The sequence below is a fragment of the Segatella albensis DSM 11370 = JCM 12258 genome, assembly GCF_000426565.1.
Lineage (GTDB): Bacteria > Bacteroidota > Bacteroidia > Bacteroidales > Bacteroidaceae > Prevotella > Prevotella albensis.
In genome coordinates, this window is the sequence record NZ_AUFP01000002.1 from 1 (window position 1) to 14,441 (window position 14,441).

13 protein-coding genes are annotated in these 14,441 nt (G+C 40.4%); 2 read left to right on the forward strand and 11 right to left on the reverse strand.

Annotated features, from left to right (window positions below; translation table 11 throughout):
- Positions 1–337 (forward strand): hypothetical protein (locus K333_RS0101565; protein ID WP_244870400.1); only part of this gene is annotated, 337 nt, incomplete at its 5' end.
- Between the two features lie 273 nt (positions 338–610).
- On the opposite strand, the gene K333_RS11685 is transcribed toward K333_RS0101565, so the two are convergent.
- From K333_RS11685 to K333_RS0101610, 9 genes are all read right to left on the reverse strand, one after another.
- Positions 611–1,330: a hypothetical protein gene (locus K333_RS11685; RefSeq protein ID WP_154652961.1), complete on the reverse strand. Its 720-nt coding sequence runs from the start codon at positions 1,328–1,330 to the stop codon at positions 611–613.
- Between the two features lie 95 nt (positions 1,331–1,425).
- The gene (locus K333_RS0101575) at positions 1,426–2,772 is read right to left on the reverse strand and encodes an NAD(P)-dependent oxidoreductase (protein WP_024989207.1); all 1,347 of its coding nucleotides are present in this window, start codon (positions 2,770–2,772) and stop codon (positions 1,426–1,428) included.
- Positions 2,773–2,960: 188 nt separating this feature from the next.
- On the reverse strand, positions 2,961–5,426 hold the full coding sequence (locus K333_RS0101580; RefSeq protein WP_024989206.1) for a glycoside hydrolase family 2 TIM barrel-domain containing protein: 2,466 nt from the start codon (positions 5,424–5,426) through the stop codon (positions 2,961–2,963).
- Positions 5,427–5,456: 30 nt separating this feature from the next.
- Positions 5,457–6,251, reverse strand: coding sequence for a prephenate dehydrogenase/arogenate dehydrogenase family protein (locus K333_RS0101585; RefSeq protein ID WP_024989205.1), 795 nt, complete (start codon positions 6,249–6,251; stop codon positions 5,457–5,459).
- A 7-nt stretch (positions 6,252–6,258) separates the two neighbouring features.
- Positions 6,259–7,323 (reverse strand): bifunctional 3-deoxy-7-phosphoheptulonate synthase/chorismate mutase type II, encoded by a 1,065-nt coding sequence (locus K333_RS13045; RefSeq protein ID WP_024989204.1) that lies wholly within the window; start codon positions 7,321–7,323, stop codon positions 6,259–6,261.
- A 6-nt stretch (positions 7,324–7,329) separates the two neighbouring features.
- The gene (locus tag K333_RS13050) at positions 7,330–8,499 is read right to left on the reverse strand and encodes a pyridoxal phosphate-dependent aminotransferase (RefSeq protein WP_027452251.1); all 1,170 of its coding nucleotides are present in this window, start codon (positions 8,497–8,499) and stop codon (positions 7,330–7,332) included.
- Positions 8,500–8,517: 18 nt separating this feature from the next.
- Positions 8,518–9,348: a prephenate dehydratase gene (locus K333_RS0101600; RefSeq protein WP_024989203.1), complete on the reverse strand. Its 831-nt coding sequence runs from the start codon at positions 9,346–9,348 to the stop codon at positions 8,518–8,520.
- Between the two features lie 448 nt (positions 9,349–9,796).
- Entirely contained in the window at positions 9,797–10,714 is a 918-nt protein-coding gene (locus K333_RS0101605; protein ID WP_024989202.1) for a tetratricopeptide repeat protein, read from the reverse strand.
- Between the two features lie 8 nt (positions 10,715–10,722).
- Positions 10,723–11,289, reverse strand: a complete 567-nt coding sequence (locus K333_RS0101610) for a hypothetical protein (RefSeq protein WP_051230829.1) — start codon at positions 11,287–11,289, stop codon at positions 10,723–10,725.
- Between the two features lie 181 nt (positions 11,290–11,470).
- Here K333_RS0101610 and K333_RS0101615 point away from each other — a divergent pair, with 181 nt between their 5' ends.
- On the forward strand, positions 11,471–12,253 hold the full coding sequence (locus K333_RS0101615; protein WP_024989200.1) for a hypothetical protein: 783 nt from the start codon (positions 11,471–11,473) through the stop codon (positions 12,251–12,253).
- Positions 12,254–12,285: 32 nt separating this feature from the next.
- On the opposite strand, the gene K333_RS0101620 is transcribed toward K333_RS0101615, so the two are convergent.
- Positions 12,286–14,202: a heavy metal translocating P-type ATPase gene (locus K333_RS0101620; protein ID WP_027452252.1), complete on the reverse strand. Its 1,917-nt coding sequence runs from the start codon at positions 14,200–14,202 to the stop codon at positions 12,286–12,288.
- An 18-nt stretch (positions 14,203–14,220) separates the two neighbouring features.
- Positions 14,221–14,430 (reverse strand): heavy-metal-associated domain-containing protein, encoded by a 210-nt coding sequence (locus tag K333_RS0101625; RefSeq protein ID WP_024989199.1) that lies wholly within the window; start codon positions 14,428–14,430, stop codon positions 14,221–14,223.
- Between the last annotated feature and the right edge of the window lie 11 nt (positions 14,431–14,441).

The following is a 14,441-nucleotide window of genomic DNA, read 5'->3' on the forward strand; positions in this document are numbered from 1 at the left end:
TTTCTACAAGATACCTTATCCTATATCCATAGAGGCTAATGGTGAGGTCGTCAATCAAGGAACAGTGCAAGTGCTTGTGCCATACAAGTATTTGTATCTTTTCGATGAGCCAAGGACGGCTCATGTATCTTTCGAGGGCAACGACGATGCTTCTTATAACTGCAACATCATAAGCCATAATGCCAAGCTCATACATAGGGAAGATGGTAACTATTTTATGGCTACAGCCACTGTGAGTACACAGGGACAAAATACCCCAATACTGCAAAAGTACATGAAAGCCGATGTCAGAATCATCGTCAGCAACAAAACGTTATGGCAACAGGTATTCGGATAAACTATATCCGAATACCTGCTGTTTGTTTTTGGATGCATATTGTGTTGGTAAGCATCAGATTTTACGCAAAAGTTCTAAATTCCATAAATTTCTCCTAGCGAGTTATGGGATATTTAGAAATTTATCGTATCTTTGTCCCCGAATTGAGGCGTTCTTTGCATATTGCAAAATACAGAAACGAGCAGAAGTCCGCTCGTTTCCATGTTGTTACCTATATAATATAGGCAAACGCCCAACTTCTTGATTTTCAATCAAAATCCAATTTAGAGCGAGTTATCTTTTTATATCTTCAATAATTTCTTGTTGCTGTTTCCTTTTGTCAGTTTCAACTTTTTCTTTGGCTAATATTTTAGCCTTCTCTTCAGCCTCCTGCTGTGCTTCAGCTGCCTCTTTTTTGCGTTTAGCTTCAGCTGCTTCCGCAGCTTTGGTCTTTTCATATGCGGCAATAATAGGATCTGAACTGAATTTAGGTTTATCCAACTGTTCAGAAATCTCTTTAGCCTTCTTTAGATGTTTTGCATCACGTTTTCCGCGTGCATCCATCCATCCTAAAAAGTCTTTTCCAGAAGGTAGTTTTCCATATTCTAAAGCTATCTTCTTAGCTCCACTAAGAGCCTGTTTGATTGACTGTTGTTGATAATCTTTGCCATAAACAGTCACCTCATCCAAGGTAAGTGTCGTTTTAGGCAAAAGGAACAAAGTATCCGGTAAATTCCTAGAATATATTTTTGTTTCCAGATATCCTTCTCGTTTTACGGATGCAGAATCAAAGGTATATCTCATATTCCAGTATCCACGATAATCAGAACGCGCCCAATGCCCGTTGTCGGTATGAATAATCACATCACGAACAGGCACATGCGTTTCCATGTCGGCAATTACACAAGTACGGTATTGCGAACCCACTATCGTGTCTTTACAGGCTTCCGTATTCTGTGCCTTAGCAATGGAATTCATTAATAAGGCTAATATAAAAAAGACGATTCTATTCATTCCTTTTTTCTAAACGAAAACAAAGGTAATGGAAAGAATCGTCCTCAGCAAATATATTGTAGCTTATTAAAGCGAATTAAGCATTTTTTTACAAATTACTGTTCTTCTATCTTTATGCCTACATCTTTCATCAACTTCAAAGCGTCCACATATTGTGCAATGCCTTGGGCTACATCCTTGGCTGCTTTCATGGCCAATACTACGGTCTGAGGTCTGTGCACAACATCACCACCTGCAAAAACACCTCTACGCGTTGTCATTCCATATGGACGTTCTTGCACTTTTACATAACCCTTTTCATCAACCTCAATACCCTCGGTGGTTGAAACGATACGATTAGCCGGACGACTTCCTATAGCTAAATATATACGATCAAACTTTTCGATACGCTCTCCATCTGGTGTCTTCAAACGACATTCTGCTAGTCGGCCATTCTTACCTGCAATAAACTCTTCGACGGTTGTCTCCCATTGGAATTTCACGCCTTCGCTTACTGCCTCTTCGTATTCGCTCTGAATAGCAGGCATCTCCTCTTGGGTTCTACGATATATAACTGTAACATCAGAGCCCATACGAATAGCTGTTCGTGCTGCGTCCATAGCAACATTGCCGCCGCCAATGACACCTACCTTTTCTCCATCCTTCAAAGGTACTTGGTCACGACCCAATGCGCCTTCGTTGAAGGCATTTACATTATGGAGGAAATAGGTGCTCTGACTTACACCATGTAGTTTACTGCCTGGAGTTGAATCCATATTTTGAGGAACTGCGGTACCTGTACCCATAAAGATTGCATCGAAGCCTTCTGCAAAGAGTGAATCTACCGTAAGTCCATTCTCTCCAACAAGAGCATTACATACGAAATTCACACCTAAGGCCTCTATCTTTGCTGTTTCCGAACGAACTACCACCTTAGGCAATCTATATTCCGGAATACCGTACATCAGGACACCGCCAGGTTCTGCCTGTCCCTCAAAGATTGTCACAGCAAAACCTTCGCGAGCAAGATCACCGGCAACGGTAAGTCCTGCAGGACCGGAACCTATTACTGCTACCTTTCCTCGTGTCTTCTGTGGTAATTTCTCACGACGAAGTTGCATCTTTGTATCGAAATCAGCGATAAATTGCTCAAGTTTGCCAATCTGTATCGGTGTGCCTTTCTTACCAAGAACGCAATGACCCTGACATTGTTTTTCATGTGGACATACTCTACCACATATCGCCGGAAGATTACTCTTATTGTTGATAATCTGCATTGCACTTCCTAAATTACCTTTCGACAATTCGTGTACAAAATCAGGTATATCATTTTCTATAGGGCAACCTTTCTTACACTGTGGTATCTTACAGTGTAGGCATCGTTGAGCTTCTTCGATAGCCTCATGCATATTATATCCTTCATGAACTACTTGAAAAGCATTTTGTTCGTCGATTTCACTCATACCTATTTATTTTAAATTGATTTCGTCTTAAGTTTGTAATGCAAATTTACATATTAACGCATACAGAATTTAACATTATATCTTATTCTTAACGATTTTTAATCATAACAACGCAAAGAATGCACAATATCTTTCATATTGTGCATTCTATATTTACTTATAAGCGATTATGAATTGCACACTTGTGCTCAATTCACATGGATTACGGGAATTAGTATCTCTTTTTCTATATGGTGGTCCATATCTTTTACCTTGACATGAACTTTTCCTGGATGTTCTCCTGCTCTTACTGTTAAAACTAATTTGCCTGCAAAAAGATGCATCTTGGGTTGTTTGAACGACTCCAGCGATGTGGCATCGCCATTACATACGGCTTCGAAAGTTCCTTCTCCTGACACTTCGAATGACAAGGCATCGGTGGCATTAGGGATTTCTGTACCCTCTGCGTCTACCAGTGATACTTTGATATAAGCTAAGTCCTCACCATCAGCTTTCAGCGATTCACGATCAGACTGTAACTTCAAAGCCTTTGCTTCACCAGCAGTTTTTACTGTTGTTTCACCCGTCTGATGTCCAGCTTCATCATAGGTTACTACTTTTATCTCACCAGGAGTATACTTCACATTTTTCCACATCAGCCTATATCTTGCTGCACGTTCTTCTGCTTCCTGTGATGTGGCCGGATGTCCTGTTTTCCACTCTGCATCATCTATTTTTGCTTTATGGATTCGTCCTTGCGAAATTCCATTTACAAACAGTTCGGCACAAGGATAATCTGTATAACAGAACACAGGTGTTACCTTTCCTTCCCTACCTGGCCAAGTCCAATGGGGTAACACATGAATCGTATGTTCTTTCTTATTCCATACTGAACGATACAGATAATATCGGTCTTTAGGAAGACCGGCTAAATCACATGCTCCAAAATAACTGCTACGAGAGGGCCAATATTCATCATAAGGTGAAGGTTCACCGAGATAATCAATACCGGTCCAGATAAACTGACCTATTGTATATGGAGCATCTTCCATTGCCATGAAGTCTTCTTCCGGTAAGTTACTCCACGAGCACCATTCTGTGTCATATCCGCTTAATTGTCCATCCTCCCATGTCTTGTCGTTATTCCATTCCACAGGAAACTTATATATTCCACGACTACTTACCGTTGATGCCGTTTCTGATCCTAACAAGAAGCCAACGGGTAATTGCTTGATATTTCTTCCATATTTATAAACGCGATAATTGAAACCCGGAATATCCATCACCTGTGCGAAACCTGACTTTAGGGCATCCTCGGCTCTGTCCATTCCTTGGGTAACAGGGCGCGTAGGATCCAACAGATGACAAATATTCTGTAAATGTTCAGCCTCATCTCGTCCTTCCTTACTCCATTGATCAGGAATTTCATTACCGATGCTATACATGACAAGCGAAGGATGATTTCTGTTTGCTTTTACCAGATTTTCGATATCACGGTCGGCCCATTCCTTGAAGAATTTAGAATAGCCATTTTTGCACTTTGCATAAAACCACATATCAAAACTCTCGCCCATCACCATAACTCCGAGAGAATCATATACTTCCATCTGCATCTGAGAAGGCATATTATGAGAGGTCCTTATCGCGTCGGCACCCATATCTTTCATCAGTTTCACCTGTCGGATTAAAGCCGCTTTGTTTACAGCGGCACCCAATGGGCCAAGATCGTGATGCAAACAGACACCTTGGAACTTTCTGGTCTTTCCATTCAGCATGAATCCATTCGTTTTATCAAAAGAAATGGTTCTAATTCCATATTTCAGACTTTCATCATCAAGGACAGTTTTTTTTCCTGCCGTCTTTTTATTCGAAGCTAACACTTCGATTTTCAGTTGATAAAGATATGGATTCTCTGGGCTCCATAGTTGTGCACGATCTACAAAGATGTCAAAGTCAACATTTGTATTGGCTTTCTTATTAGCAACAGCCTTTGTCTTGCCTTCTGCATCAAGTAATGTAAGTCTCACCGATCGCTTATCCATGCAGCCTTCCAATTTCACCTTGGCATGGAGTTTGGCACATCCTTGAGAATTTACATTTTCTGTAGTAATAAATGTTCCCCAGTCTTCTATCTTGACATCGCCTGTTGATATTAACTTTACCGGACGATATAATCCTGCGCCAGGATACCATCTACTACTTTCTTCACGATTGTTAAGACTTACCTGTAAGAGGTTTTCCTTTCCTTGATGGATGTAAGGGGTAACATCTATACGAAAGGCATTATACCCATACTTCCACTCTCCTACTTTACGACCATTCACATAAACCACAGGTTCGCTCATTGCTCCATCAAAAACAAGTTCTGCTTGCTTTCCTTTTTCTACGCGAAATGTCGTTTTGTAATAGCCTTTTCCTATCCATGGTAAGGCACCAGAGCGACCACTTTTTTCTGTGGCTTCGGTTTCACCATTCTGAGTAATAGCGACTTTCTGTAAATCCCATTTTTTATCAAAAGGGCCTGCAATAGCCCAGTCATGGGGAATTCTCACACGAGTCCAATTCAAGCTATCGCGTGAAAACTCCCAATATTTTAGGTCAGTTACTTGTCTCTGAGCTGATGCAGAGAAAAAAGATGTTGACACCAACATCAAAAATAAAAATTTCTTGTACATATATAGTTGTTTATTTTAGGTATTCTCTAGTTATCGGTTGATTTCTATATCTTTTGCCACGTTGTTTCTTATCTTTCTTAAATAACCTTGCATTCTTTTGGCATCCTTATGATCTATGATATCTATCAATTCCTTCAATTCGTCACGTATCAAGGATACTTGTCCACTCGTATAAGGATTAAAGAGGATTTCCTGCAATAAATAATCATCCTCGTTCAGCACGCCTTTTGCGATATTCATGTGTCGCTTGAATGTCGTACCTGGTGCATCTTGATGCTTCATCACGGCGGCAAAACAGAATGTGCTCACAAATGGTATACTCAAAGAGTAAGCCACTGTTTCATCATGCTCCTTGAAACTATATTCGTAGATATTCAATCCAAGTTTCTGATACAAGTCTTTGAAGAAGATTCTTCCCATATAATCACCCTCATTGATGATAATCGCATTCTCCTCGCTCAACTGATTCAGATTGGCAAAGGTCGGACCAAACATCGGGTGAGTAGAGACATAAGGATGACCACTCTGCTCATAGAATTCTTTCAGTCCCGTCTTCACAGATGCGATATCACTAAGGATACAGTCTTCTGGCAAGAATGGCAATACTTCCTTGAAAGCCGACAAGGTATATTTCACAGTTACAGCATTGATAACGAGTTCCGGTTTGAATGCCTTTATCTCATCGGTTGTTGTAAATCTCTGACAATTATAGGTAAAACGAAGTCGACGGGCATCTTGTTCAAATGCTGCGACCTCGTGATCAAACGAAAGCAGGTCGATGAAGAAACTTCCCATCTTACCTGCTCCCATAATTAGTATTTTCATTTTCTTGTTATTCATTTACGATCTTCAACTGCTGACGTACACTTTCTTCATGAATCAACTCAAATACATGAGCTGCAAATTCGGGATCCATTCCACAAAGACTTGCCTGTGCACCTCTCTTCTCCAGAATTTCATTATATCTTCCTGCCTGAAGAACTGTCATATTGTGTTCTTTCTTAAAGGTACCGATCTCACGACAAATACGGAATCGCTTTGATAAGAGATCCATCAGATTATTATCCAACTCATCAATCTGACTTCTTAACTGTCGTAATCCTTCTGTTGTAGTATGTTCATCACGAACGACAAGTAATCCTAATATATAATCAAGGATTTCTGGAGTAATCTGCTGCTTGGCATCGCTCCATGCTTCATCAGGATTACAATGGCTTTCTACTATCAGACCATCAAAGCCAAGGTCCAGAGCCTGTTGACACAGTGGAGCTATCAAATCACGACGTCCACCAATATGACTTGGATCGCAAATAATAGGTAATTCTGGAATTCTACGATGCAATTCTATAGGGATCTGCCACATCGGTAGATTACGATAGATTTTCTTATCATAGCTAGAGAATCCGCGATGAATAGCAGCCAACCGTTTTACACCAGCTTGATTGATACGCTCCATAGCTCCGATCCATAATTCAAGATCTGGATTTACAGGATTCTTCACGAGTACCGGACCATCATAGCCTTTCAAAGCATCTGCTAAAGATTGCATTGCAAAAGGATTAGCACTTGTTCTTGCTCCTACCCATAATATGTCTATACCATATTTTACGGCAAGTTCTACATGCTCTGGGGTTGCCACCTCAGTAGCGGTAAGCATACCAGTCTCTTCCTTGACTCTCTGCATCCATGGCAAGGCTTCCTCCCCATTACCTTCAAATCCTCCTGGTTTTGTACGTGGTTTCCAGATACCAGCACGAAACATATGACATCCTTTGGCTGCAAGTTCCTTTGCTGTCGTCATCACTTGTTCTTCGGTCTCTGCTGAGCATGGTCCTGCGATAACAATGGGACGTTCGTTATCACTCGGTAAATTCAAAGGTTCTAATTCGAGTTCCATAGTCTATTATTTTTTAAATTCGTTTTTTATTCTTTTCAATGCTTCCTGCATCTTATCATCTTTTGCACAAAGGGATATACGAATATATCGTTTACCATTATTTCCAAAGATAAATCCTGGCGTAATAAATACCTTTGCCTGATGTAGTACACGTTCTGTCAACTCTTCCACATCGTTATATTCTTCAGGAATCTTTCCCCAAAGGAACATACCGACTTGTTTAGGATCGTACGAGCATCCAAGTGTTTTCATGATTTCCTCGGCTATAACTCTTCGCCGACGATAATTTTCTATATTATTCACACGATGCCACTCTTCGGTATTCGTCTCCAAAGCCTCTGCAGCAGCAAGTTGTATTCCGCGGAAACTACCATTTTCTATATTGCTCTGTACCTTGAACATCCAACTGATATACTGTTTATTACTCATAATCATAGCAACACGCCATCCTGGCATATTATGACTTTTCGACATCGAATTGAATTCAATACAGCAATCCTTAGCACCTGGCACTTGCATGATACTCATTGGTGTATCATTCAGTATCAACGAATATGGATTATCATTCACCACTACGATTTCATGCTTCTTGGCAAAAGCCACCAGACGTTCGTAGATATCCATCCTGGCATTACCTCCAGTAGGCATATTCGGATAATTCGTCCACATCAATTTAACGCGACTTAAATCCATTTTTTCCAACTCATCGAAATCAGGTTGCCATCCTTTATCTTCGCATAGGTTATAGTTTATAATCTTTGTTCCGAAGATCTTATTAATAGCTGTATAAGTGGGATAACCTGGATCTGGAATCAATACTTCATCACCAGGATTACAGAACGCAAGTGTGGCATACATAATACCTTCTTTACTTCCTATAATAGGTTGTACCTCTGTAGCCCAGTCGAAATCTACATGATAAGTACGCTTATAGAATCCTGCCATCGCCTTGCGCAATTCCGGTATTCCGGATGTAGGCTGATAGCCATGGGCATTAGACTGTTGGGCCACTTCGCATAATTTATCTATTGTTTTCTTAGATGGTGGCATATCAGGACTACCGATAGCAAGGGAGATGATATCCTCCCCCTTTGCATTCAACTGTGCTACTTCTTTTAGCTTACGACTAAAATAGTATTCCTGTATTTCATTAACTCTTTTAGCAGGTATAATCATTATTCTTAGTTCTTATATTTATACTTCCTTGTATTCTCCTAATATTTTAATGTTTCTCACCAATGGTGTTATGGCATCGATACTCTGATGATATCTGGTCAGATTATTAAAAGTTAAATCGACATAAAATAGATATTCCCATTCCTGACCGATTATCGGCAAACTCTGAATCTTCGTCAGATTGATATCATAAAAACTCAAAATGGTAAGAATCTTACTTAAACTACCTTCTTCATGGGGCAAACTAAATACGATGCTGGCCTTATCACAATCCTCTACCTTCTTTAGGAAAGAAGCCTTCCGAGGATTTGTAACCACCAAAAATCTTGTATAATTGTGTTTGTTGTCATGAATATCTTCCTCCATCACCTTCATACCATAGAGTTTTGCCGCATATTCTGAGCATATTGCTGCCATGCCATGGCATTTATTCTTCGCAATGAATTCTGCTGCTCCTGCTGTGTCTTCTGCTTCAACAGCCTTTAGTTCTGGATGCTTTGACAGGAATATCCGACATTGTGCAAGAGCTACTGGATGAGAATGAACCTCTTTCAGCGTACTCCAATCATCATCGGGCAAACAACATATACCATGCTTGATATGCAATTTATGCTCACCAACAATCGTTGTACCAGAAGCACGAAGTAATTCATAATTATGCAACAGACTGCCAGCAATTGTATTCTCAATGGCAAGCATTCCAACGACCGTCGGATCGCGCTTAATGTTTTCAAATACCTCTTCGAACGTGCCACAACAGATTAGTTCTATCTGCTCTCCTTTGAAGAATTCGTGAGCAGCGATGTCGTGGAACGATCCGATTTCTCCTTGTATTGCTATTCTCTTCATTTTTATTCTTCACCCTTCTGGGTTCTCCCTTATATACATACTTTACGAAAAACGGTCCTCACTCTTTAAAGCGGGACCGTTTCGTTATTTCTTTATAGTAGAACCATAAGTTGAAATTTACACGCAACTTCCCGCTTCACAAATTCTTGCAAAGTAAAAATAATAATAAAAAGATGCGTATAAGTTACTCATAATCCTTTTTGTTTCAAATTCAACTGCAAATATATAACAAATTATTCGTTTACACAAACAATCTGCTAATTATTTTATATTTTTTCTGTCAATTTCTAAAATATATTCTATTTGGCTCTTCCGATAAATGTGTTGACCTTATTGACTGAACTTAAGATTCTAGAATATCTAAGTTTTGAGAATTCAACTAGTCTATTTCCTTGCAGAAACCTTCGGGATTCGTTCGGGATCGTCTTTGCCTACCACGAAGCGAAATTTATTTGAACGGATTGTTATTGCGATAAGCTTCTTCTACCTTTCTTTGAATATCTTCTGTACCTTCGGCTTTGAAGTCTCCGTCTACATTTGCTACCTCTGGGGTCAACTCAATTACTTTACGGGCATCCTCTTCTGCGCCCTCTTTATCTCCCTTCTCCAGTTTGATAGCACCACGTTCCTTATAAGCGATAGCAGAGAATGGATCTGCCTCAACGACACGATCATAGAATTTGATAGCTTCATCGTTTTCTCCTTTGGCATGCAATACACGAGCCTTCAGCATCAACACATCTTCGTTCTCTGCCTTTGAATGACTCATCAACCAGTCTGCATCCTCACCGGCACCATTCAGATCACCCATTTTCAACAGAGTTTCACCTCTTAATAGATATGCCCCTTCTATTACATGGTCATCCTTCAAGTCTTCAGTATTCTGTGCTTCACATTGCATAATACACTTAGTAAGCAAGGCAACACCAATAATTTGATTTCCTTGTCCTAGGACTGCTCTGGCATGAAGGAATCTCACTTGAGGGTCATCAGCATCTATCGTCTCAGCCTTATCACACACTACCGCCATCTCATCGTAGTCTTCCATCATGAAGGCGATATTGGCCATATTCTTCAATATCAAGATGTTATCAGGTTGAGCCTCTTTTAAAATCTGCAACTGCCCCATTGCTTCAGACAACTGGCCCATTGCTGTATAAGCACGCGAAAGATAATCATTAATTTCCAAATCAGTTTTGATTTCAAGTGCATGATTAAAACATTTCACGGCATATTCGAACTCACCTTGGCGTAAAGCTGCTACACCATCATATTTCAACACCTCAAAATTCTTGGTCTCCTGCTGTTTTTTCTCGTTCTCAGGACTAACCTCTTGACCACTAAAAAGTTTCTTGAAAAATCCCATATAATATTTTAATGCTTAATCTTATCATATACGTCTTCAGGAAGGACATCAATACGTGTTTGTTTAGGATACCTTCCGTTCATCTTTTCAAAGGCCTCACCTACCAGACGTTGACGGTCAAATCGATATTCTGCGTTGATATAGCCATCCGTTCCGTCTTGCGCCAGGATATAACAAGTGAGATATTGCTGATATCCTACAACCTTGTCGCCTTCTGTCAAGGAAATGCTTCCCCATGTTTTCATCGGGAGTACCAAACTTTTTACGACAGCATTAGGATACACCTTGCGAAATTTCTGTAAACAGGCTTCCTTCAAAGCAATGGCGTCATCACCATGATAACGATCTTCCGTATATATTGGCATATATTGTGCACGAAGTTGAGCATCCTTAGAATCATCTATTCCAAATTCGCGCTTGATACTCTTCGTAACTTTCTTAGTGGTCTTCTTTGTTTTTTTCCATATAGAGGATGCTTTACCGGCAAACGTATTGTCCGTCGATTTCTGCTGAGCCTGTACTGCTGTCAGCGACAAACTGGCAAGCAAAATGATCATTGTTGTTCTTTTCATCATATTGGAATATTTTATTCAGAGGCAAAAATAACAAAAAAGAATTTAGCATAAGTCTGTATTAATGATAAAAATCTGTAAAATCAACGATTTCTAACACTTTTTGATATTTTAGGTTTCTTCTTTTATACTTTTTATTTTTATCTTTGCCCCCAATGAGATACTTTACTTTTATTTTTCATTCATGAAGAGATACTATATTTTCATTTTATTATGTCTGTGTCTTTCGCTGAATATAAAAGCACAAGACAATCGCAGTCTCAACATTCCTCATGGTCTGGATGTTGAAACTCAGAAGAATTTATGGAAACAGATGGTTGCTGATACCACAAAAAGTGATAACCTCGCAGACTCTTCCAAGCCTATCACTCAGGCCCCATCGATAATTCAATCGTATGCATACGGATTACACCCTGGTTTCAATGCTTCTGTCGGCGTTTCTGCTTTCGCTACGTTTGGTAAGAATGTACCACATCATGGAGGTTTTGGCCAAGATATCAATTTGTCGTATCTGACTCCTCTTACCAAGAATGGAAAGTTATGGCTCGACCTTGGAGGATATTTCAATAACACAACATGGGGCGGTGACAGTTATCGCGATGTTGGCCTATACGGAATACTTGGTTACAAATTTGACGAACATTGGGAGGGATTCGTTTATGGTCAACTCTCACTTAGCAACAATTACGACAATCTGTGGAACCGTTATGGATACTACGGATATAGCCCTTATTACTATGGATATCCTATGATGGGATATTCACCAATATATTATGGTATGATGGGAACTCCGATGGGATATGGAATGGGAATGCCTGGTGCCAATGTGATCGGGGCAGGCGTAAAATATAACGTCAACAAGAATTTCTCTATCGGGGTAAGTTTTCAGGGGGTATGGTACGACAACAATCCTCATCGAAGATTCTTCGAGCATTATTCTTATCCTGCTCCTCAGGATGCCAACTAAACATGAATCCTGAGGATACAGGTTGAATGATACTAGAAAAACTTAAGTCGTAATGAATTCAGTATGACACTCACACTTGAAAATGCCATCAGAGCACTCGCCCATGTAGGAGTTATCTGGAAATCTATACCAAACATATATAATACTCCCGCAGCAACAGGGATACATATTATATTATAGATAAAGGCCCAAAATAGGTTTTCACGAATCATCTTTACCGTTTTCCGGCTTAGATGAATGGCGTTAGTAATCGTTTGCAAGTCGTTTCCCATCAAAACTACCTGAGCGACATCCATTGCGACATCGGTACCCTTACCAATCGCAATGCTCACATCTGCCATAGCCAAGGCTTGTGTGTCGTTGACGCCATCCCCTATCATGGCTACAGTTTTTCCTTCGCTCTGTAATGTTCTTACCAAGTTCTCCTTATCTCCGGGCATCACACAACTTTGATAATGAATGATACCGGCTTGCTCCGCCCAATACGCGACAGCCTCATCCTTATCACCACTCATCATATATACGTCGATACCATCTCGTCTTAATTGTCTCATAACCTCTTGAGCATGTGGCTTCATCTTCTCACGATCCTCAAGAGAAAGAGTTTCGTTTTTGGTAAAGTCAACATTCTTGTTAGGAATGGTAAGTGTCCCTGTCTTGTCGGTCACGAGAGCATCCACCTTACATAATTTTTCCAAAGCTGTAGCATCTTTGATAAATATCTGTTTTTCGGCAGCTTTTCCAATACCGATCATCATGGCTGTCGGCGTTGCTAATCCCATTGCACACGGGCACGCAATCACCAATACCGCTACCGCAGACAAGATGGCATGGGGCAATGCTTCATTCCCACCTAGTAACCACCATAACAAGAAGGTGACAAGAGATGCAAATGCAACAGTTGGTACGAATACTAAAGCTAAACGATCGACGATTCTTTGTACTGGTGCTTTAGAACCTTGTGCTTCCTGCACCATCTTGATAATATGTGCAAGAGCAGTATCTTCGCCGATCATCCTTGCCCTCATTCTAAATTTACCTTGACTTGGGATGGTACCGGCCATCACTCGGGCCCCTTTTCTTTTCTCGACAGGGGTTGGTTCTCCCGTTATCATACTCTCGTCAACATAGGCAGCATCTGCTGTCATGAAACTCTCTGCTGATATCACTTCTCCATCTACAGGTATTTTCTCACCAGCTCTTACTTCCAGGACGTCACCTTTTTCTATTGTCGATATGGGAATCTCTTCTATCTTACCATCCTCTACGATATGTGCTGTCTTAGGTGCCAGTCCCATCAAATTTCGGATACTCGAGGTCATACCATCCCGTGCTTTTCCCTCAAGAAGTCTTCCTGTGAGGACAAAGGTAATAATCATGGCCGATGCATCATAGTAGGTATGCCATACGATTCCTCTAGTCCCCCATACCTCATCTCCCCAGAAGGTATTGAAGATACTAAACACTAGAGAAATTCCCGTTGACAACGCCACTAAAGTATCCATGTTCGCAGCAACGTGCATTAGTTGTTTCCATGCTGTACGATAGAAAGTCCATCCGCAAATCGCGATATTGAATATAGCGATAAGCATCGACAGGAGATTCGACATCAGGTCGGAACCACAAGAAATCCATCTCATGGAGAATGCCATAATCAACACAGAGAACACCCAACTAAGTATGGTCTTGAAACGAAGATTCCGATAATACTGTCTTTCTATTTCATCTGTCTTGCGATCTTCTTCTATGACAAGATCGTATCCAATGGCGCTAATCTCACTCTTTATCTGCTGGAGCGTGATGATTCTCTCGTCATATTCTATCAATGCAGTTCTGCTGGGTAAACTGACAGAGGCATACTTGATACCTTCCAAAGTATTCAACTTACGTTCTACATTTGCCGAACAGGCAGAACATGCCATTCCTATGACAGGAACTGTCTTCTTCAATAACATTATTCTTGCTGATTAGAGTATCAATTCGAACTTTCCAAGGTCATTTACTGCATTCTGAATATCGGTATCCTTGACCTTTTCCTCTTCAAAATCTACAGTAACATCATGATTGGCCAAATCCACTTTTGCGCTATTTACACCATTCAGATTCTTGATAGCATTTTCTACCTTTGTGGCGCAATGCTCACACTTCATTCCATTTACCGTGAAAACTTTATTCATATCGTTTTACT